We start from the raw sequence: 19907 nt of genomic DNA, 5'->3' as shown, positions 1-19907 counted from the left end.
ATCCGCTTATTTCCGACCGAAATCCGCGCGTTTGCAGATACACCAGTTCGTCGCGATTTCCGCGCGAGGCTTGATACCGCGTGCCGCCTGATGTTGCACGTTTGGACCGGGTTCCCGATTGGCCGCGAATGCAAGGTCGCCGAGCGACACGTATTTTTCGCGAAATCTTCGCCGCGACTGCGACGTCACGTAGGGATCGCTTGGCTTGCGTATCCAAGCTTGATGTTTCTTTCGACGAGATTGCCTGAAGCGGCCGGTTCGGGGATGGTCTGGACTAGGTGTCTGATGCGCTGACGGACAGTCGCCGGCTCCGCGCCCTGACCTTGGTGGATGACCACACTCACGAGAACCTGGCACTTCTGGCTGACACATCACTGTCGGGCTTGCGGGTCACGAGAGAGTAGGCGCGGCTGATGGACGAGCGGGGCACACCAAGGACCATTATGTTCGACAACGGCATCGAGTTTACCAGCACGGCTGTGCTCAGATGGGTGCAGGAGACCGAAATTGACTGTCATTACGTTGCCCCCTGTAGATTTCCATGCAGAAGTGACCCGGGTAGCGGTATAATTTCCATTGAGAATTGACCCATGTGACCCTTCTCCCAAAGCAGTAAGCGGCGGGGGGCATCGGAGTGATCCACATGGGACTTTTGAACATCATCAGACGTATGGCATTGCGAGAGAAGCTGCCGATCCGAGAGATTGCGCGGCGGACTGGAATGTCACGCAACACCATCAAGAAGTATCTAAATGCGGGCACGATTGAGCCGCAGTTCGCGACGCCTGAGCGGCAGAGCAAGCTTGATCCTTATGCGGATAAACTGGCTGGCTGGTTGAAGACGGAGGCTGGGAAGTCGCGCAAGCAGCGGCGTACGCTGAAGCAGCTACATGCTGATCTGGTGGTGCTCGGTTTTACTGGGTCCTACGGTCGGGTCGCTGCGTTTGCACGGAACTGGCAGGCTGATCGACAGCGGGAGAGCCAGACAACAGGGCGCGGCACCTTCGTGCCATTGGTTTTTGGTCCGGGGGAAGCATTCCAGTTCGACTGGAGTGAGGATTTTGCCGTTCTGGGCGGTGAGCGCACGAAGCTGCAAGTTGCTCACATCAAGCTGTCGCACAGCCGGGCCTTCTTGGTTCGGGCCTATCTGTTGCAAACCCATGAGATGCTGTTCGACGCTCACTGGCACGGGTTCCGCGTCTTTGGCGGTGTTCCGGGGCGCGGAATCTACGATAATATGCGCACCGCGGTCGACCGCGTGGGTCGCGGTAAGGAGCGACAGGTCAACATGCGTTTCCTCGCGATGGCGAACCACTATGTGTTCGAACCTGAGTTCTGCAACCCTGCGGCGGGATGGGAGAAAGGCCAGGTTGAGAAGAACGTCCGGGACGCGCGGCATCGGTTTTGGCAGCCTATGCCGGAGCACTCTGATCTTGCGGCGCTGAACGATTGGCTGGAACAGCGCTGTATAGCGCTGTGGCACGACATCCCTCACGGAGCTCTGCCCGGCAGCATTGCCGATGTCTGGATACAGGAGCAGGCTACACTGATGCCGTTGCCGCGCGCTTTCGATGGGTTCGTTGAGCACAGCAAGCGTGTCTCACCCACTTGTCTGATCAACTTCGAGCGCAATCGCTACAGCGTTCCAGCGTCTTTTGCGAACCGGCCGGTCAGCTTGCGCATCTATCCCGAACGGCTCGTTGTGGCGGCAGAAGGCCATATCCTGTGCGAACACTCACGCATCATCGACCGCTCACACAAGAACCTGGCGCGCACGGTTTATGACTGGCGGCATTATCTGGCGGTCCTTCAACGCAAACCAGGTGCGCTTAGGAATGGCGCACCCTTCGCAGAGTTACCTCCTGCATTCAGGCAATTGCAGGATTTGATGCTACAGCGCCCTGGTGGCGATCGCGAGATGGTCGATATCTTGGCGCTGGTCTTACATCACGATGAACAGGCCGTGCTGGTCGCTGTGGAAATGGCCTTGGCAGAGGGTGTCGCGACAAAGACCCATGTGCTGAACCTCCTACACCGGTTGATCGACAGAAAGACGACAGGCGGGCCCAATATCGACACGCCGCAGGCCCTTGCTCTGAACCATGAGCCAAAGGCGAATGTCGAACGCTACGACGGCCTGCGTGCCCGAACCGCCGGAGGTCGTCATGCGTCATGACCCTGCCAGCGGCGCCGTCATCATCATGCTGCGCAGTCTGAAGATGCACGGCATGGCCCAAGCCGTCACCGGCCTCATGGAGCAAGGCGCACCGGCCTTTGATGCCGCGGTGCCGATGCTTGCCCAGTTGCTGAAGGCCGAAGTGGCAGAACGGGAGGTGCGCTCCATTGCCTATCATATGAAGGCCGCACGCTTCCCGGCTTACAAGGATCTCTCCGGCTTCGACTTCGCAGCCAGTGAGATCAACGAGGCCACGGTGCGACAACTTCATCGTTGCGAGTTTATGGACGGCGCGCAAAACGTCGTGCTGATTGGAGGCCCTGGGACTGGAAAAACCCATGCCGCAACCGCCCTCGGCGTTCAGGCCGTCGAACATTATCGTCGGAAAGTGCGCTTCTTCTCGACCATCGAACTGGTCAATGCCCTCGAGCAGGAGAAGACCCTTGGCAAGGCCGGAAAGATTGCCGAAAATCTCACCCGGCTTGATCTCGTGATCCTGGACGAACTGGGCTACCTGCCGTTCAGTGCCTCGGGTGGCGCTCTGCTTTTCCACCTGCTGAGCAAGCTTTATGAGCGCACCAGCGTCATCATCACCACGAACCTGAGCTTCAGCGAATGGGCCACCGTCTTCGGCGATGCCAAGATGACAACCGCACTCCTCGACCGCCTGACCCACCGCTGCCACATCCTGGAGACCGGAAACGACAGCTTCCGCTTCAAGGCAAGCTCAGCCGCAGCAGCCAAAAAGAAGAAGGAGGACAATCATGTCTTGACCCAAGACTGACCACCGAAACATAATCTAAAGGTGGGTCAGTTCTCGATGGAAAACCCGGGTCACTTCTGCATGGAAATCTACACGCCCAGAGCAGTGCAGCAGCGCGGCGTCTCATCCTCGACCCCGCCAGTAGAAAATACGCCGCATGGCAGATTATTCAGTGGAAAATCCGTTTCAGGATCATTGGCGCTTTTAACCAAGCTTCTCAGCATCGACATTGCACACCTCTCAGTTTTGCCACGGACCTGAACGTCCGGCGCATTGTTGGTCACAGCATACAGCCCTTGGCCATATGCAGTGGGACGCCAAAATCGGAATTTGCGTTTATTTGGCGGATTGACACACCAGCACTGCAATCGGCTTTGCACGATCCTTTCCGATGATCATTCCGCCCTCGCACATCTGTCGGGGTACAAGGCAGGGTGCACGCCGCCAGCTACTCCCGGCTTCAGCGATCTGTTCGGCGATGACAAAGCTCCTGAGATGGCCCGCATGGCGCATGTCCGGCGGAAATGCCGTCGACGTTTTTTATCACAGGGGCCGGTAAGGAGGCGATCGGGCGGGCCGCTGTCCTCTATGCCTTGGAAAGGGGCATCCGCAGAAAGCCTCCAAAAGATCGCGCGCCCCCCCCATGGCGCGGACGGCGGGTTAGGCGCTCACAAGCTTTTGACGGAATTTGCGATAGCGTCCACAGCCCGAAGTGATGTTGCCGCAATGGTCAGCGTCGGATTGGCGGTCGCAGAGGTCGGGAACGTGGCCGATCCGAGTACGAACAGATTTGGATGATCGAAGCTTCGCAGATCTCCGTCAAGCACCGCAGTTGCGGCGTCCTCGCCCATTCGCACGGTTCCGATGACATGACCCGACCCCTGATATTCGGACATCTGGCCGATATTCGTGGCCCCGATCGCCGTCAGGATCTTTTTCTGCGTTTCTGCCGCGGCATCCAGCCCGGCGCGGGTATAATCCGAGAAATCGAAATGAATACGCGGCAGCGGCATGCCGTTGGCATCCTTCTTGTCCGGATCAAGCGTTACACGGTTTTCCGCTTCGGGCGATTGTTCGACCAGCGACGCAAGCGATACCTGGCGCGAGGTCGCATCGCGCAGCGCTGTGTCCAGCGCGTCACCCCTCAGCCCTTGCCGGGCGAGATCCTGCGCCGTGCTTTCGGGCGCGCCTTTGGGCCAACTGTGCCCGTCGTTGCTGATCTGGATGCGGAAGGCCGCCCGGTCGCGGCGGAAGTCGCCATCGCGCAGATCCTCGAAGCCGGAGGTGGAAATCGGCCCGCGATAGGGCCAGACCGGGTCCGTAGTCTCGCCGTAAACGACGGTGGCGGGGTGATCCATCAGGTTGCGCCCGACCTGACCGGAGCTGTTAGCGACCCCGTCCGGCGCAGCCTCCTGAACTGAGTTCAGCAAGAGGCGCGGCGTCTCGATCCCGTGGGCGGCGACGACCACGACCTTACCGGACGCCGTGCCGGTAGACCCGTCAGCGCGGCGGAAATCCACCGTGGCAACGCGGCCGTCCGGCCCCAGGTTCAGCCGGGTGGCGGTGGTCTGGTCATAGACCTTTGCGCCCGCTTTCTCGGCCCGGTCGATGTGCACGGTGGCATCGTATTTCGCCTTTGTCGGACAAATTGGCACGCAGGAGGCGTTGCCGCAGCAGGCCGGGCGCCCTTCGTGGACCTGCGAGTTCCGGGCCTGCGGGGTCGAGCGGGCCGTGAAGGGGCTGCCCTCAAGACGCGCGTTGAAATACTTGTCCATATAGCTGGGCGGGATCATCGGCATCGGATAATCGCCAGAACGCGGCGAACCCAGATCCTCGCCGCTGTCTCCGGCGACTCCGATTTCCTGTTCGGCCTCCGTATAGAATGGCTCCAGCTCATCATAGTCATAGGGCCAGTCCACCCCGTGGCCATAAAGCGATTTCAGTTTGAAATCGGCGGGCACATTGCGCAGGCTGGTCCCCAGCCAGTGCCAAGTCGTCCCGCCCACAAGCTTGATGTAGGTTGACCGAAACAGTTCGGGGCCTTGCTGCTGATAGTAGTCCTCGATCTTGGTCGTCTCCGGATGGGGCGCGGTGTCTTCATTCGGATACGGCGATGGCGGTGTTTTGGCCGGGGCGGACCAGAACCGGTTAAGCGCGTCAAAGCGGGAAATGCGGCGACCCGTCTCCAGAAAGGCGACGTTCAGCCCTTTTTCAGCAAGTCTGGCCCCGGCTAGTGCGCCCGCGATGCCGGTGCCGACGATAAGAACGTCAGCGGAAATGTCATTTGCCATCGAATTTTCTCCTGTCGAAACATCTGGGAAGCTTGCCGTCGGGCCGTCACGTCGCTGGCGGGTCAGCCCAATGGCCCATGGCACCGCCGCACATCGCCATCGGCGTGGCGTAATCCAGCGCGCGCCACATCAGCGCTTCCTGATAGCCGAGGACTGTGGGGCTGTCGGGATCTGGCGAGGCGCCGCTGTACCAGGCAGCCACGACATCATTGGCCAAATCGGGGTCATCCGCCCCATCGATCAGCGCCGAAATGCCTTCGCCGCGACCAACGGACTCGAAAGCCGCCAACATGCGGTTCGCAAATGGCGCGCCCAAGTCAGATTTGCCGGTCAACCGGCGCGACAGATCGAGAAAATCCTTGGCGCCCGCATCGGACGCTGCGCGCGACGCGATCGGCACAAGGGCAAGGGCGGACGTTGCGGTAAGCGCGGCGAGCGCACGTCGCCGGTTCATGACGCCGGATCGGTGTGACCTCACAGGATTTGTCATAGGACGTCCTTTCCTTTGAAACGGCTAAGGCGGGAGAAACAGGTAACGCTTGATCGGCAAAGAGGTTCCTTGGCCCGCGACTGTCGCTTGGTGGGGTATGCGACGCCCATGTTCAGCCGTGGCTTGCGTTGCGGTTGCGGAGGCGGCCCGTTGCCCAGATCAGCACGGCAATCAGCAAGAGTGCCGCAACGGCAATACCGACTATGGAAAGCCAAAACGCATTTCGGATCAGCCAAGGCGCCTCGCCGGTGCCATCGAGAATCGCGTTTACATTGGCGGCATCAATATCTGAGTCGATCCCGCCGAACGTGGTGCGCGTATAATTTGTCACAGCAGCGATTTGCGCGTCGCTCATCTCGTCACGGAATCCTGGCATCAGCGTGGTTTTTCCTTGTGTCGTCAGGCTGATGCCATGGGCGATGACCTGCACCAGGTTGTTGGCTTCGGGTGCGCGGATGTCGTTGGTGACCACCAGATCGGGGCCGAACAATCCGACGCCGTCCATGCCGTGGCAACTGGCGCAGGCACCCTGATAAAGCTGGGCGCCGTCGGTCGCGGCATCGTCCACCTGTGTCTGCCAGTCGCTCGACGACTTTTGAAGAACGGCAAGGCTGACGGCGGGTGCCTCGGCCAAGGGCGGGGGCACCTCTGCGGTCGCGATGGCGGGAACCTCGCGCAGATAGGCCCCGATGTCTGCGATATCCTCATCTGGCAACTTGCTGAGACTGTGTTCAACCGCAACCGCCATCTTGCCACCCGCGACGGCGATCGCGTTGTGGCCAGTCTGGAGGTATGCCGCCAGATCCGCATCGCTCCATCGTCCGATGCCGCTGTCGTCGGGGGTGATGTTGGGGGCATGCCAGCCGTCCACCATCGCGCCGGACAGGTGCAGGTCGTCCCTCTCACCCATCAGCGCGTCGCGCGGTGTGTGGCAGGCCGTGCAGTGACCCAGCGTTTCAACCAGAAAGCGCCCGTTCGTCGCCGCATCGCCTGTGACGTCAATGGCGCCGACCGGGTGCCCCTCGTCAAGGTTGAGCAGGTTCCATGCCATCATCGCCGGCCGTATGAACGGAAACCCAAGGTCCGTTTCCTGAACGCTGTTTTCGACTGCCGGGATACTTTGGAAATAGGCGTAAAGGGCTGCGACATCGTCATCGGACAGCCCGGTATAGGACGTGTAGGGCATCGCGGGAAACAACCACCCCTTGCCCGGTGCGCGCCCTTTGCGCAGGGCATCGGCAAAGTCGCTCTCGCTCCATCCGCCGATGCCGGTATTGGCATCGGGGGTGATGTTGGATGCATAGATATTGCCGATCGGGCTGGCAATGGGATCGCCGCCGGCGAAATCGATGCCGTGGCAAGCGGTACAATCCGCCGCCGTGGCCAGATATTTGCCACGCTCAATCGCCGCGTCATCATCACTGTCCTGCGCAACTGCGGCGAGCGGTATAAAGGCTGTTAGCACGCATGATGCTGTCAATGAAAAGCGCATGAACATGGCTCCTTTGCAATCTGTTGTCCGGCCCGTATGAACAGAACCATGCCGGACGGCGTCGGGTTCCCTTCGCTGTCGCGATGCCGTCAGCCGTTAGGCCGATCGTCTCATTAACGTGAGCTACGCAGCCTTGGGCCGCAGATGGCTGACCCGTTTGCCAACGTGCGCGCGCAAATTTGAATAATCGTCCGGCACGCGCTGGTGCCGCGCCGTCATATATTCGGAAACCTTGTACCACAAACCTTGTACCGCAGAGTGATGGCCAGCTGGTCCAGCACATCGCGATAATCGGACTTCACGTCGACGGTGGAGGCGCGCGATGTTTTGCGCGATTTTAATGGTTCATCGTGTTGCCGGTCTTGCCGTCATCCAGCGCCTCCTGCGCCATGCTCAGCGAACGTGGGCCGCGCAACAACTCATCGCGGGCCGACGGGATCCGGCCACGTTCGGATATGTTGCGTCGCTGCATGATCGAGCCGTGGATGTTCTGTTCCCTCCCGGTCCAATAGGGATCTTCGCCTAGGTTTACCGAAGAACCGTTGAAAGACTCCGCCTCCGGGTGGCAGGGGTGAAAAGTACATTCGTAGAGTTCTCTCCGCTATCCGACCTTTCCTGAATGTCAGGTTCAGGGCTTAAATTGCCTCACTGTGCGTGGGGCATGCTACGTTGCAATTCGATAGACATTCCCTGCATCCGCGCAGCCCTCTCAGTAACTACCGATTGTTGAACGGTGGCCGCTAAACCGGCCTTGGTGTTTGGCGGCGCGAAAGGTCAGGAAACTGATCTAATCGAAGGTCGATCGCAGAATGGCGAAGCACCCCTCTCGATAGGCCAGAGCTGCACAATCGTGCCCATTGCGGCGCGCGACAGGGGACGAGGTCGCATGCCATCATGTCCGCGCAGCGACTCGCTGCCGCTCTTGGAAACCATGAATCCATGAAACGGGCCGGGCGTGACGTTGCGGTCGAGGGGTCAGGCGCTTCCCGCAGGCGCTTGCCCGCCCGATCTTCACCGGCACGCCCGCGCATGATCGCGCAACCACTGAGCGAGAGCATCGCGATCCCGAGGACGGCGGCTGGCGGCGTCGAGCATCTGGCGTTGGATGTCACGGGCTTTCTGCGAAGTTTGCAAACGCTCCGCCAATCGCCCGGTACGCGCACCCGCGCGGCGGAGGTTACAACCGCACAGTCAGGCACGAGTGGCTTGACCAATACATCATCGAAAGCATCGAGGAGGCCCAAGATCACGCCACACAATGCCTCTGGACTACAACAACGATCGCCCGAACATGGGCATCGGCGGCATCACACCCGCCCAGAAACTGAAAATGGCCGCGTGAATTCTACGCATGGACCCCGTTAAAAATGGGGAGATTACCCCGCCATACTTGGACTTGAGCTTGTAAAATGTCGCCGGGCTCAGCCCATGCCTGCGGCACATCTCGGCCACCGGCATGCCCGCCTCTTGCTCCTTGAGCATCCCGATGATTTGCGCCTCGGTGAAACGGCTCTTTCGCATTCGTCTGCTCCTTCAAACTTGGCGCAGACTCTACATCATGATGAGGGATTTCGCGGGGGGCAGGTCACCACGCTCATGATCTTCCCGGTATCCAGCCTCTTGACGTAATCGACTGCGCTGCCATTCCAGTGATAAGCGAAATGCGCGCCTTGCGTTGGGATCGGCACCACATCCGGCCAGAATGCGGCGATGCAGTTGCCGCCCGCAAACCTCACGCTGGGCCAGGTGATGCCATCGGAGCCTGCCGCGCGGCGCTGGGCGCCAAAAAGCTGCGATGCGGCGTAGTCGTCGGGATCCAGCAGGTCGGCCATCCCGGTGACGTCGTCAAATTCGGCATCGACAGACCCGATCAACTCGCGGAACTGCGATGTCCAACCGGGAGATTCCTCTGTGGCCAGCATGGTTTTCGTATGGTGGTGGATGGTCTCGGCGATCGCCACCTCGGTGCTGTCGCCCGCATAGTACAGCCCAAACGTTCCATCGGAGAACCGTCCGGGCCGCAACGGCGAGCAATGGACAAAGGGAGCCATGACCCAGCTTGCGCCGGGCCCGGTGACGCGTCGGACCAGCGGGACCTTTGCCAGATCACCGATGCTGTCACGGATGCGTGGATTGAACTTGGCCTCGGCCGAGGCCAATGCCTCCCAATCCGCCGGATCCGCGATATCCTCGAACAGGTCAATCGGCGGATAGATCGAGCGGATGATCCGGACGCTGCGCGGCCAGATCACCGGGCGTACCGGCGCTGTCACCACGCGCCGCGCTCGGCATCCAGATAGCTGCGCAGGTCGATCAGATCGGTGATCTCGCCGCGCATCATGACGTCGAGTGCGCTTTGACCGTTGAAGGCCGCGTTCGGTTTTCTGATCCAGTCATAACCGCGCGCAGGATCGGTGAAGAGATAGCGCAGACCTTTGTGAATCCCCATGAGGATCGCCATGCGCGCCCGCAGGTCACGGTCGATCCGGCCGATGCTGCCTTCTTTCCAGCGCGCCCATGTGCGCTGAGCCATATCGCCCAGCAGCGTGCGGGCCTCGATATCGCTGAGATGCCAGACGCGGAACAGGTTCACCGTGGTGCGCGCGAGGGCGGCCGCCTCCTCGTGCGTGATGGCGGGAAGGTCCGGGCGGGACGCGGTGGGTTCGATCGTGGCAAACTGCATGGCAAATCTCCCTTGGCACATATATATAGGTTACATGCCATTTGGCAAGGATTGGTTTCCGATGAGATCGTCGCGCACGTCAGCGCCACGGTCGCATTTTCGGCATCACCGCCGTCACCTCAACCTCTCGCAGCATTCCGCCCATCATCAGCCCATCGCTTACCCAGTCCAGCGCCCGCCACCAACCCTCATAGCCGCGCCCGGCGCGGGCCAGTTCCGCCACGCGGATGGCCATGCGGATGCCACCGATGCTGCTCCGCTTGATGGCTGCATTGGTGCCGCGTGCTAAAGGCTCGGTCATGCTGAATAATGATCCGCAGGCGAGATTGCCCCGTCAGGAAGTGGCCCGACGCATTGCCACAATATTTCGTGTCCGCGCAACCACGCTGCGTGATCCTATCGATGACGCCATCCTGTTTCGTTTCTGCTGTCTTGAGGAGTAATCCATGAGACCATTTCTTTTTGCCTTTATCCTTCTGAGTGCAACTCCCGCCCTTGCCAAAATTTATGAGGTACGGATGTTCAACCGAAATGATCGCGTCAACAGGTGCTGGAACTTGCCTGTGGAACCGGCGAGATCACACAACTGGTGCATAATCTGGGGCATGAGGTGACGGCGCTGGATTTCTTCGAAGCAATGCTTGTAGTGGCAAAGGCCAAACATGCGGACAAGACGCGCTTGCGGTTTTTGCATGCTGATGCCGGTCAGACCATGGAGCCGGATGGCAGCTATGATGCGATCCTGTGCCGTTGTCTGGTCTGGACCCTGACGGACCCCGCAGAAGCATTCGATGATTGGTTCCGCATATTGCGGCCCGGTGGGCGGCTTTTGATTTATGACGGCGACTGGGCCAAACCCTGCCCGTCTGGCAGGTGGGCCGCGCAGATACTTGAAACGTGGGAAAAGCTGTTACCCGACCCTAACCATGATGCGGCAATGGGAGATTTGCACGGGCACATCATGAAAAGTTGATGAAATAATTGATACCAGTGGGTCAAGGCGTTTCGGAAAGCTGGGTCAATTCTTCTCAGAATTCAACAGCTTGGCCCCAAAAGGTGCCGCTTTTGAACCATATGGTGTTCATCAGGCCCTCGATACACGACGACGTTCCTCCAAGTCGCGGGAGAGCGGCTCACTACGCCGTTGCAATGCACGTGTTTGGCGCATTCAAGGCGAAACCCAGGGGTGACCCATGCCCCCCTCTCGAACCGTAAATATTACGGAACGCTACGATAATCTTTACGGCAACAGCGTCTTAAATCTTGGTTTAACCGCGTTCCCCTATCTCTTGCGTCTGAACACATACAGGAGAAAAGGAATGGCGAAGCAGTTACTTACCAAGCAGATCGCTGCAGAGATGAAATCGCTTCTCAAAAGTGAGGGCGCGAAGGTCGCGCCCCTCCCCAAGATCACGTCTCACCTCTTCTGCAGCGATACGCGCGTCGCGAAGCGTCTTCTCCCTGAGCGAGCCCAGCCCCAACTCCTTGCGCCGTCCGTAAAGTGAGTACTGATAGGACCACTGTCCGCCGCCATCTGGGCGCTTCAGCAGCCAGAGGCCATTTCCATCGCCATTTCGCAACCCGCATAATATCCACCCTCCCGTCAACACTCGGTCACAACATTTTCCGGCTCCAGCTGGAGCCACATGGGAAACGTAACGCACTGGAGTTAAGCCAGGTTTAAACCGGTGGAACGTCCTGACGCCAATTGGCCGAATCCACATGGCACCAGTGTACCCCTCCGGCAGGAGTATTTTGACCAAGATGAAGGCCGTCTTGGCTTTTCTTGGTGTAAATACCCAAATCCCATCCGCGCCGCCGGGCGCCGCGCGTATCTGGTTGGGCGAGTCTGCTTACCGCATCCAGATTTCTACGCGGCGGTTTGCGCGGCGACCCCATTCGCTGTCATCGCAAGCCATCGGCATCGCTTCGCCGAACGCTTCGGTTTCCAGCTTCAGCCGGTTAAGCTGCGCTGTTTCGGCGGCCTTTACGACAGCGTTGCGCACCGCGTCGGCGCGTCCCAGCGCGATGGCGCGATTGCCCGAGGCGGGCCCTTCGCCGTCCGAAAAGCCTACAAAAACCAGTTGCCGGCCGTCATAAAATCCGCTTTCCAGCGCGCGCGCCAGGCTATCGACGTTTGACCGCGATTGTGGGTCAAGCCGGATCGACCCCGGCTCGAACCGAAAGGTGGTGGTCAGGCGTTTGAGCGGGCGCAGAACCTGAACCATACGCTGCAAATCGGCCAGCGTCACGTCGCCGCCTGCGCGCAGCACGGCATTGGCAAACCGGTCACCTTGGGCGTCGATCTCGATTTCTTCGGGCAGCTGATCGACGAATCCCGCACGGCGGATAACCAGTTGCGCGGCCGGCTCGCGGGTAAAGACCAGAAATTCGCGCACCAGTTTGGGCAGCCGATGCGCGGGCAGGTACAAAAACATGGGCGCGGTCAGTGGGTAATCCTCGGTTTTGACAGCGCGGCGTGTCGCCTGAATTCCAAATCCGCAATCACCGGTCAGGGCCAGCTCGAATGTCAGCCCCTTTTCCGAACGGCTGCCGATGCCCAGCGCAAAAGGGTCTTGTGACACGGCCTGCGCCAGCGCCTCGCCATCCGCGTGGCGGGTGGCGTCCGGCGCAAACCCGTCGGCGCCGTCGGTCAGCATCTGGCGCTCGGTGGTCTGGCCCAGCCCGGTATCGGCCGCGTGCAGATGCACCGCAATGGGCGCGTCTGCCCCGCCCAGCGCGACCCAGTCCGCGATGTCCCCGGACAGCACCTTGGCCAGTTGCGGCGTGGTGATTGTCGTCACCGGATTGCCTGCGGAAACCAGCGGCACCAGCGCATCCAGCGCCAGAACGCGGCTGCGCCGGGCATCGCGCAGATCGCCCAGCCCGGCCTCGCGGCCGCGAATTGCCTCGTCTCGGGTCACTTCGCGCAGGGACATGACAATCTCTGCCTCGCCCGCCAGCAGATCGGCAAAGCCTTCGTCGGTATTGGTCAGGCGCAGATGAAACCGGCCACGCGCCTGCCCGCCATCCGGATCGCTGAGCGTGAAGGTCGCGCCAAGACCCGACCCCGTTTCGCGCGACAGCTCCAGCCCCTGGCGCAGGGCGAATGCCTCGATCAGGGCCGGCATCAGGACGCGGCCAATGGTCGGCGCACCAGAGATCGTCACTTCGGCGACATAGGCGTTCAGGTTCGGGCATCCGGGGCCTTCGCACAGAACGCCGGACCCGTCGATCGTGAGTTCGCCGTAAATGGTCTCGACGCGGTAAAATTCACCGTCAAATCCCTGAAGGTTGCCTGAAATCTCGACATCGCCATCGCGCGATGTCAGCGTGACATCCTGGGCGGCGGCAAGCGTACCGGTGCAACATATTGTAAGTGCGGCGAAAATCGCCGCACGCAGACTTGTCATCAGGGAACCTCGGACGCTGAAATTCAGTTGCGCGCGATGGTGAGGTCATTCAGCAGGTTTTTCAACACCAGAAAATCGCCTACCGCGTCACATTCGGGAATCGCCAGCGTCAGTTCCTGCACCCTGAGCGTGCCACCGGGCTGAGTTTGCAGCGCTTGCGCCTCGATGTCGCGAGCGCAGTTGCCTTGGGTGACTTCGGCCTCGACGCTGAGCGCGACATTGCCATCACGACCCTTGAGGCGGCTGGGAAATGTATAGACCTCGGCCAACAGCGCGTCCGGCTGATCTGCGTCACCCAGCAGCGTCATGAACCCACGGTTGCCATCCGCCGCAGCGGCGACATCGCGCCGCGCGCCCGACCAGACATGGCCGTCGCTGCCCATTTCGGCGTCAAATTCCAGCGCGTGCAACTGCACGCCGCTGTTGCCCTGCCATTGCACGACAACGCGCTGATAGTAATCGACGCTTTCCACATCGACGCTGGCAACCGCGCCTTCGCCGTTGGGAAAGGCGGCGATGAAAACAGCCGCGGACGCCAATGCCGGCACCAGCATGGACGCATGACCGCCCTCATCCGTCACCTGTGTAAACATCAGGCCGTTATGGTGCAGCGTAAACCGTTCGCTTTTCGCACAAGGCGCATCCAGCGACAGCGCCACCATGGCGCCAGGCGCGGTGTCTGCCGTCAGGGCATAATCGCAGGTCAGGCTGGGCGCGACCACTTCGCGCGGCAGCGCGTCGCTCATTGTCGCGGTGGCATCGCCCAGCGCGGCCTCCCGCACTGTGCCCTCGGGCAGTGCGGGCAGTCCGGCAGGCGCCTGTGCGTCACCGGGCGGCGTGGGGGTTGCCGATGTCATTTCGATGGATTTCAGATCCAGCGCGCCATCCGCCGGGGCAGGCCGAACCGCCGCAATGTCGGGCTGTTGCGCGACCGGTGTCGCGGCAGCGGTTTTTGGCGATTTGGCGAGTTGCATGAAATGGCCGGCCCCCAAGGCGAGCGCCAGCGTGCCGCACCCAATCGCGAACATTCTGATTTTCTGCATCTAAACTCTCCACACAACTCAAAACGGGTTACACGGAAAACCCTACAGGCCAATAGCGGCGGTCATATGGCAGCGGTGCGGAGTCATTCAGGCCGCCCGGCGGCCGCCTGAATTGGTTATGACGCGTCAGGCCAAGCGCCCGTGGCAATGCTTGAACTTCTGGCCCGACCCGCAAGGGCAGGCCGTGTTGCGGCCCGGATCGCCCCATGTGGCCGGATCGTTTTCGTCAAAGCCCGGCAGCGGCGCCTCTTGCGTGGTGTGTGCGGTGGGGCGTCCATCCTCGCGCGGGGTGGCTGCGTCTGCCTGGGATTCCAGCGCCGCACGTTCCTGCCGCATCTTTTGCAGCATCGCCTCCTGGTCGGCCTGCGGCATCGGCTGGACCTGCGCCAGCTTGCGCGTGACGTCCTGGCGCAGGGTGTCCAGCATCGTTTCGAACAGCTGGAACGCCTCGTTTTTATATTCGTTCAGCGGATCGCGCTGCGCATAGCCGCGGAAGCCGACGACGCTGCGCAGATGCTCCAGCATCAACAGGTGGTCGCGCCATTTGCTGTCGATGGTCTGCAAAAGCAGCTGCTTTTCGATCAGGCGCATGTTGGCCGCGCCGAAATCGACCGCCTTTTTCGCCATCATTTCGTTGGCGTGCTTCTCGATCCGCTCGCTGATCTGCTCGTCGTCGACGCCCTCTTCGTCCGCCCATGCCTGCACGGGCAGGTTCATGTTCAGTGCGTCTATGACGGCCTCGTGCAGACCTTCCATGTCCCACTGATCGGCGTAGGTCTTGGGCGGCATGTACTGATCGACCAGATCGTCGATCACCTCGCCGCGCATGTCCTTGACGATGTCGCTCAGGTCGGCGGCGCGCATGATATCAAGGCGCTGCTTGAAGATCACCTTGCGCTGTTCGTTCATGACGTCGTCGAATTTCAGCAGCTGTTTGCGGATGTCAAAGTTGCGGCCCTCGACCTTGGCCTGCGCGCGCTCCAGCGATTTGTTCACCCATGGGTGAATGATCGCCTCGTCCTCTTTCATGCCAAGGCCGGCCAGCACCTTCTCCAGCCGTTCGGAGCCGAAGATGCGCATCAGGTCGTCGTCCAGTGACAGGAAAAACGACGATTGCCCCGGATCGCCCTGACGGCCCGACCGGCCGCGCAGCTGGTTGTCGATGCGGCGGCTTTCATGCCGTTCGGTCGCCAGAACGAACAGACCGCCGGCATCCTTGACCGCCTGCTCCTCGGTCTTGTGGCCTTCTTCGATCCGGGCGCGGATTTCGGCGGGGTCGCCGTCCGGGTCGGCATTGATCGCCTCAAGGATCTTCATGTCGATATTGCCGCCCAGTTTGATGTCGGTGCCGCGCCCCGCCATGTTGGTGGCGATTGTCACGGCGCCCAGCTTGCCCGCGTCGCCGACGATCTGCGCCTCTTTCTCGTGCTGGCGCGCGTTCAGGACGTTGTGGGTGATGCCCGCATCGGTCAGCATCTGGCTGAGCATTTCGGATTTTTCAATCGACGTGGTGCCGACCAGCGTGGGCTGGCCCTTGGCATTCGCTTCCTTGATTTCCTCGATCACGGCCTTGTATTTTTCCGCCGTGGTGCGGAACACGGCGTCATCCTTGTCGATGCGCGCGATGGGGCGGTTGGTGGGCACCTCGACGACGCCCAGACCGTAGATTTCGGCAAATTCCTCGGCCTCGGTCGAGGCGGTGCCGGTCATGCCGGCCAGCTTGTCATACAGGCGGAAATAGTTCTGGAACGTCACCTGCGCCAGCGTCACGTTCTCGGGCTGGATATTGGCGCCTTCCTTGGCCTCGATGGCCTGATGCAGACCGTCGGACAGGCGTCGGCCGGTCATCATGCGACCGGTGAATTCGTCGATCAGCACCACCTCGCCGTCGCGGACGATGTAATCCTTGTCCTTCTGGAACAGCTTGTGCGCGCGCAGACCCTGATTGACGTGATGCACGATGGTCGTGCTTTCGGGATCATAGAGCGATTGATCCTGGGGCAGAACGCCGCGTTCGACCAGTAGGGTTTCCAGAAACTCGTTACCCTCATCGGTAAAGGTGCAGCTGCGCGCCTTTTCGTCGATGGTAAAATGTTCATCCTTCAGCTCGGGGATCAGCTTGTCGATGGTCAGGTACAGATCGCTGCGGTCCTGCGCGGGGCCTGAAATGATCAGAGGCGTGCGCGCCTCGTCGATCAGGATGCTGTCCACCTCGTCCACGATGGCAAAGTTGTGGCCGCGCTGGCTCATGTGGGTCAGCTCGGATTTCATATTGTCGCGCAGATAGTCAAAGCCCAGCTCGTTATTCGTGGCATAGGTCACGTCACAAGCGTAGGCGCGCTGTTTCTCATCCTCGGGCTGCTGCGGGTAGACGACACCGGTGGTCATTCCCAGCGCGCCAAAGACCGCGCTCATCCATTCGGCGTCGCGCTTGGCCAGATAATCGTTGACGGTGACGATGTGCACGCCCTTGCCGGTCAGCGCGTTCAGATAGGCGGGGAAGGTGGCAACCAGCGTCTTGCCCTCGCCGGTCTTCATCTCGGAAATGTTGCCCTGATGCATGAAGATGCCGCCCATCAGCTGCACGTCGAACGCGCGCAGTCCCAGCGACCGGCGCGCCGCCTCGCGGCAGTTTGCAAACGCCTCGGGCAGCAGCGCATCCAGCGATTCGCCGCTCTGCGCGCGTTTGCGCAGCTCGTTTGTCTTGGCCATGATGCCGTCGTCGTCCAGCGCCTCGATCTCGGGCTCCAGCGCGTTGATCTTGTCGACCAGAGGGCGCGTTGCCTTGACCTTGCGGTCGTTCGGTGTGCCGAAAACCTTACGGGCGACGGTGCGAATACCCAGCATGTTTAATCTCAATCCCGTTTGTGATCTGCTCTGCGCCTTGGCGAAGGCTTGCCCCGTTTCCATTGCGCCCCTACATCGGGCAAGGTATCAGCGGGAAAGCCTGTATTGACAGGCGATGTAAGGGCCTGCTGGCTAAGTGTCAACGTCGCGCCCCCGTGCGCGGCCTCAACCGACCAAATGCAAAGGATCTGCCGAATGTTCGACCGTCTCAAACCGATTGCCGCCACCGCCCTGCTGATGGGGGCCGTCGGAACCGCGCCGGTCCTGGCCGATGACACGGCGCCCACCATCGACACGGTGGTCGCCACCGTTGGCGGCACCGATATCCTGCTGGGTCATATGCTGGTGCTGCGCGCCGGCCTGCCCGAGCAATTCGCAGACGTGCCTGCCGATGTCCTCTATGTCGGGATTCTGGATCAGCTGGTACAGCAGACCCTGCTGGCAAACGCCCGCGACGGTGCATTGAACCGCCGCGCCGAGCTGGTGCTGGACAACGAGCGCCGTGCCTTGATGTCGACCGATGAAATGGCCGACGTGATCGAGGATGTCGTCACAGACGAGGCTGTTCAGGCCTATTTCAGCGAAAACTACATGAACAGTGACAGCGTGGTCGAATACAAGGCGGCGCATATTCTGGTCGAAACCGAAGAAGAGGCCGCAAAACTGGCAGAAGAGGCGCGCGGTGGCGCTGATTTCGGGCTGCTGGCGCGGGACAATTCAACAGGCCCGTCCGGCCCCAGCGGCGGCGATCTGGGATGGTTCAGCGATGGCATGATGGTGCAGCCATTTCAGGACGCCGTGGCCAACATGGAGCCGGGAAACGTCAGCGATCCGGTGCAAACGCAATTTGGCTGGCACGTGATCAAGCTGAACGAAACCCGCGTCAAGGATGCGCCCACGATCGACGAACTGCGCCCCGAAATCGAGGACGCCCTGCGCCAGCAGGCCATTGAGGACCGCATTACCGAGCTGACAGAGGCGGGCGATATCGACCGCGCGGCCGGCGATGCGCTGGACCCCGAAGTTCTGAACCAGATCGACATTTTGGAAGAGTAATCGAACGTGGCAAAAATCACCTCCGTCTCGCCGCTGGCGCCCGCTGCCTTTCCGGACATGCCGGTTATCGAAGGCGTCCGTTTCGCCAGCACGGCCGCCGGCGTGCGCTATAGCGGGCGCACCGATGTCATGCTGGCGCATCTGGCGCCCGGCAGCACCGTGGCGGGGGTGTTCACCCGCTCCTCCACCCGCTCTGCGCCGGTTCTGGACTGCCAGTCCAAGATCGGCCGCAGCGGCGACGAGGGCGCGGCGATCATCGTAAATTCGGGCAATTCCAACGCCTTTACCGGGCGCTTCGGTGTCGAATCCGTGCAGGCCGTGACCGCGGGTGTCTCGGATGCGCTGGCGATTCCGGTTCACCGGGTCTTTTCCTCCTCGACCGGCGTGATCGGCGAGCCGATGAAGCACGAGCGCATCATTGCCTGCCTTGGCGATCTGACCGGCGCGCTGCGCGAGGATGGCATTGAAGGCGCCGCGCGCGCCATCATGACCACCGACACCTTCCCCAAAGGGTCGACAACCGAGGTCGAGATTGACGGCAAAACCGTCAAGATCGCCGGCATCGCCAAAGGCTCCGGCATGATCGAGCCGGATATGGGCACGATGCTGGTCTATATCTTTACCGATGCCGCGGTGCCGCAACCGGTGCTGCAATCCATGGTATCCGCGCTGAACCGCACGACGTTCAACTGCATCACGGTCGACAGCGACACATCGACGTCCGACACGCTGCTGGTCGGGGCGACCGGCGCCTCGGGCGTTCAGATCACCGAACATTCCATCGGCTTTATGGAAGCGTTGCGGCGCGTGATGCTGGACCTTGCGCAGCAGGTCGTCCGCGACGGCGAAGGCGCGACCAAACTGGTCGAGGTATCCGTCACCGGCGCCGCCAGCGACGCGGACGCGCATCGCCACGCCAAGGCGATTGCCAATTCCCCGCTGGTGAAAACCGCCATCGCGGGCGAGGATCCGAACTGGGGCCGCGTGGTCATGGCCATCGGCAAATCCGGCGCGCGGGCCGACCGCGATACGCTGGCCATTTCGTTTGGCGATATCAAGGTGGCCGAAAACGGCTGGGTCAGCCCCGACTATGACGAGGATCGCGCCGCCGCCTATATGAAACAGGCTGAGCTGACGATCCATGTCGATCTGGGGCTGGGCGGCGGAACCGCGCGCGTCTGGACCTGCGATCTGACGCATGGCTATATCGACATCAACGCCGACTATCGCTCGTGAAGGTGGTTCTGGTATCTGCGGTCGTGCTCATCGATGTTGATGGGCGCGTCCTGCTGGCGCAGCGGCCCGAGGGGAAATCCATGGCCGGCCTGTGGGAGTTTCCGGGCGGCAAGGTCGAGCCGAATGAGACGCCCGAGGCCGCGCTGATCCGTGAATTGCACGAGGAGCTGGGCATTGACACATGGGCCAGCTGCCTTGCCCCGCTGACCTTTGCCAGCCACTCCTATGAGGGTTTCCATCTGCTGATGCCGCTGTTTGCCTGCCGCAAATGGGACGGTATCGTGCAGGGGCGCGAGGGGCAGGCGCTGAAATGGGTGCGGGCGAATGATCTGCGAAACTATCCGATGCCGCCGGCCGACATACCGCTGATCCCGATCCTGCGCGACTGGCTGTAATCCACCCGCACAGCATTGAATA

At 61.1% G+C, this 19907-nt stretch carries 17 protein-coding genes and 3 pseudogenes; 8 read left to right on the top strand and 12 right to left on the bottom strand.

Translation table 11 applies throughout. The annotated features are described in order from the left end of the window. Window positions 1-278 precede the first annotated feature (278 nt). The 3 genes and pseudogenes from DQ230_RS17345 to istB all read left to right on the top strand — a co-directional run. Window positions 279-536: pseudogene (locus DQ230_RS17345) on the top strand (DDE-type integrase/transposase/recombinase); the annotation flags it as partial. Window positions 537-643: 107 nt separating this feature from the next. Further along, window positions 644-2176, top strand: a complete 1533-nt coding sequence (istA, locus tag DQ230_RS06310) for an IS21 family transposase (RefSeq protein ID WP_113911727.1) — start codon at window positions 644-646, stop codon at window positions 2174-2176. Continuing rightward, window positions 2166-2960, top strand: coding sequence for an IS21-like element helper ATPase IstB (gene istB, locus DQ230_RS06305; RefSeq protein ID WP_113911802.1), 795 nt, complete (start codon window positions 2166-2168; stop codon window positions 2958-2960). The genes istA and istB overlap by 11 nt, the downstream gene beginning before the upstream one ends. 647 nt (window positions 2961-3607) lie before the next feature. On the opposite strand, the gene DQ230_RS06300 is transcribed toward istB, so the two are convergent. The 4 genes from DQ230_RS06300 to DQ230_RS17430 form a co-directional block, all read right to left on the bottom strand. Next, window positions 3608-5230, bottom strand: coding sequence for a GMC family oxidoreductase (locus tag DQ230_RS06300; protein ID WP_113911726.1), 1623 nt, complete (start codon window positions 5228-5230; stop codon window positions 3608-3610). 46 nt (window positions 5231-5276) lie between these two features. After that, window positions 5277-5684, bottom strand: a complete 408-nt coding sequence (locus tag DQ230_RS06295; protein ID WP_162497380.1) for a sugar dehydrogenase complex small subunit — start codon at window positions 5682-5684, stop codon at window positions 5277-5279. A gap of 148 nt (window positions 5685-5832) precedes the next feature. Further along, window positions 5833-7185 (bottom strand): cytochrome c, encoded by a 1353-nt coding sequence (locus tag DQ230_RS06290; RefSeq protein ID WP_162497379.1) that lies wholly within the window; start codon window positions 7183-7185, stop codon window positions 5833-5835. Window positions 7186-7549: 364 nt separating this feature from the next. Beyond that, on the bottom strand, window positions 7550-7684 hold the full coding sequence (locus DQ230_RS17430) for a hypothetical protein (RefSeq protein WP_275263522.1): 135 nt from the start codon (window positions 7682-7684) through the stop codon (window positions 7550-7552). A 706-nt stretch (window positions 7685-8390) separates the two neighbouring features. On the opposite strand from DQ230_RS17430, the pseudogene DQ230_RS06285 reads away from it, so the two are divergent. Next, a pseudogene (locus DQ230_RS06285) lies at window positions 8391-8554 on the top strand (integrase core domain-containing protein); the annotation flags it as partial. 35 nt (window positions 8555-8589) lie between these two features. Here the strand turns inward: DQ230_RS06285 and DQ230_RS06280 are convergent. From DQ230_RS06280 to DQ230_RS06265, 4 genes and pseudogenes are all read right to left on the bottom strand, one after another. After that, window positions 8590-8733, bottom strand: a pseudogene (locus DQ230_RS06280) (transposase); the annotation flags it as partial. A 35-nt stretch (window positions 8734-8768) separates the two neighbouring features. Further along, window positions 8769-9485 carry an RES family NAD+ phosphorylase gene (locus tag DQ230_RS06275; protein ID WP_203228014.1) on the bottom strand — a complete coding sequence of 239 codons (717 nt, stop codon included), beginning with the start codon at window positions 9483-9485 and terminating at the stop codon, window positions 8769-8771. Beyond that, window positions 9482-9895, bottom strand: a complete 414-nt coding sequence (locus DQ230_RS06270) for an MbcA/ParS/Xre antitoxin family protein (RefSeq protein WP_113911722.1) — start codon at window positions 9893-9895, stop codon at window positions 9482-9484. Before DQ230_RS06270 ends, DQ230_RS06275 begins: the two co-directional genes overlap by 4 nt. A gap of 79 nt (window positions 9896-9974) precedes the next feature. After that, window positions 9975-10196, bottom strand: a complete 222-nt coding sequence (locus DQ230_RS06265) for a hypothetical protein (protein ID WP_113911721.1) — start codon at window positions 10194-10196, stop codon at window positions 9975-9977. Between the two features lie 246 nt (window positions 10197-10442). Here DQ230_RS06265 and DQ230_RS06260 point away from each other — a divergent pair, with 246 nt between their 5' ends. Further along, window positions 10443-10868: a class I SAM-dependent methyltransferase gene (locus DQ230_RS06260; protein WP_113911720.1), complete on the top strand. Its 426-nt coding sequence runs from the start codon at window positions 10443-10445 to the stop codon at window positions 10866-10868. 358 nt (window positions 10869-11226) lie between these two features. Here DQ230_RS06260 and DQ230_RS17335 read toward each other — a convergent pair whose 3' ends face one another. The 4 genes from DQ230_RS17335 to secA form a co-directional block, all read right to left on the bottom strand. Beyond that, the gene (locus tag DQ230_RS17335; RefSeq protein WP_238987443.1) at window positions 11227-11619 is read right to left on the bottom strand and encodes an Arm DNA-binding domain-containing protein; all 393 of its coding nucleotides are present in this window, start codon (window positions 11617-11619) and stop codon (window positions 11227-11229) included. A gap of 129 nt (window positions 11620-11748) precedes the next feature. Beyond that, on the bottom strand, window positions 11749-13308 hold the full coding sequence (locus DQ230_RS06250; RefSeq protein ID WP_203228013.1) for a substrate-binding domain-containing protein: 1560 nt from the start codon (window positions 13306-13308) through the stop codon (window positions 11749-11751). A gap of 23 nt (window positions 13309-13331) precedes the next feature. Then, window positions 13332-14351: a hypothetical protein gene (locus DQ230_RS06245; RefSeq protein ID WP_113911717.1), complete on the bottom strand. Its 1020-nt coding sequence runs from the start codon at window positions 14349-14351 to the stop codon at window positions 13332-13334. A gap of 126 nt (window positions 14352-14477) precedes the next feature. Beyond that, window positions 14478-17198, bottom strand: a complete 2721-nt coding sequence (secA, locus tag DQ230_RS06240) for a preprotein translocase subunit SecA (RefSeq protein ID WP_113911716.1) — start codon at window positions 17196-17198, stop codon at window positions 14478-14480. A gap of 195 nt (window positions 17199-17393) precedes the next feature. Between secA and DQ230_RS06235 the strand changes: the two genes are divergently transcribed. The 3 genes from DQ230_RS06235 to DQ230_RS06225 are packed head-to-tail and all read left to right on the top strand — an operon-like array spanning window position 17394 to window position 19885. Next, window positions 17394-18254 (top strand): peptidylprolyl isomerase, encoded by an 861-nt coding sequence (locus DQ230_RS06235; protein ID WP_113911715.1) that lies wholly within the window; start codon window positions 17394-17396, stop codon window positions 18252-18254. Window positions 18255-18260: 6 nt separating this feature from the next. Beyond that, complete coding sequence (gene argJ / locus DQ230_RS06230) at window positions 18261-19490, top strand: bifunctional glutamate N-acetyltransferase/amino-acid acetyltransferase ArgJ (RefSeq protein WP_113911714.1); 1230 nt, start codon at window positions 18261-18263, stop codon at window positions 19488-19490. After that, window positions 19487-19885 (top strand): (deoxy)nucleoside triphosphate pyrophosphohydrolase, encoded by a 399-nt coding sequence (locus DQ230_RS06225; RefSeq protein ID WP_113911713.1) that lies wholly within the window; start codon window positions 19487-19489, stop codon window positions 19883-19885. The genes argJ and DQ230_RS06225 overlap by 4 nt, the downstream gene beginning before the upstream one ends. The last annotated feature ends 22 nt before the right edge of the window (window positions 19886-19907 follow it).

The sequence above is a fragment of the Roseovarius dicentrarchi genome, assembly GCF_003316635.1.
Classification (GTDB): domain Bacteria; phylum Pseudomonadota; class Alphaproteobacteria; order Rhodobacterales; family Rhodobacteraceae; genus Roseovarius; species Roseovarius dicentrarchi.
Note: the sequence above shows the minus strand (reverse complement) of the source record. Positions and strands in the feature narration are given on the sequence as shown.

What these genes read in the sequence shown, in the direction of transcription:
- DQ230_RS06270 (WP_113911722.1), bottom strand. Translation starts at nt 9,895, where the DNA reads ATGCAGTTTGCCACGATCGAACCCACCGCGTCCCGCCCGGACCTTCCC.
- istA (WP_113911727.1), top strand. Translation starts at nt 644, where the DNA reads ATGGGACTTTTGAACATCATCAGACGTATGGCATTGCGAGAGAAGCTG.
- DQ230_RS06245 (WP_113911717.1), bottom strand. Translation starts at nt 14,351, where the DNA reads ATGCAGAAAATCAGAATGTTCGCGATTGGGTGCGGCACGCTGGCGCTC.
- DQ230_RS06235 (WP_113911715.1), top strand. Translation starts at nt 17,394, where the DNA reads ATGTTCGACCGTCTCAAACCGATTGCCGCCACCGCCCTGCTGATGGGG.
- DQ230_RS06250 (WP_203228013.1), bottom strand. Translation starts at nt 13,308, where the DNA reads ATGACAAGTCTGCGTGCGGCGATTTTCGCCGCACTTACAATATGTTGC.
- DQ230_RS06300 (WP_113911726.1), bottom strand. Translation starts at nt 5,230, where the DNA reads ATGGCAAATGACATTTCCGCTGACGTTCTTATCGTCGGCACCGGCATC.
- istB (WP_113911802.1), top strand. Translation starts at nt 2,166, where the DNA reads ATGCGTCATGACCCTGCCAGCGGCGCCGTCATCATCATGCTGCGCAGT.
- DQ230_RS06265 (WP_113911721.1), bottom strand. Translation starts at nt 10,196, where the DNA reads ATGACCGAGCCTTTAGCACGCGGCACCAATGCAGCCATCAAGCGGAGC.
- DQ230_RS06295 (WP_162497380.1), bottom strand. Translation starts at nt 5,684, where the DNA reads ATGAACCGGCGACGTGCGCTCGCCGCGCTTACCGCAACGTCCGCCCTT.
- secA (WP_113911716.1), bottom strand. Translation starts at nt 17,198, where the DNA reads ATGCTGGGTATTCGCACCGTCGCCCGTAAGGTTTTCGGCACACCGAAC.
- DQ230_RS17430 (WP_275263522.1), bottom strand. Translation starts at nt 7,684, where the DNA reads ATGCAGCGACGCAACATATCCGAACGTGGCCGGATCCCGTCGGCCCGC.
- DQ230_RS17335 (WP_238987443.1), bottom strand. Translation starts at nt 11,619, where the DNA reads ATGTGGATTCGGCCAATTGGCGTCAGGACGTTCCACCGGTTTAAACCT.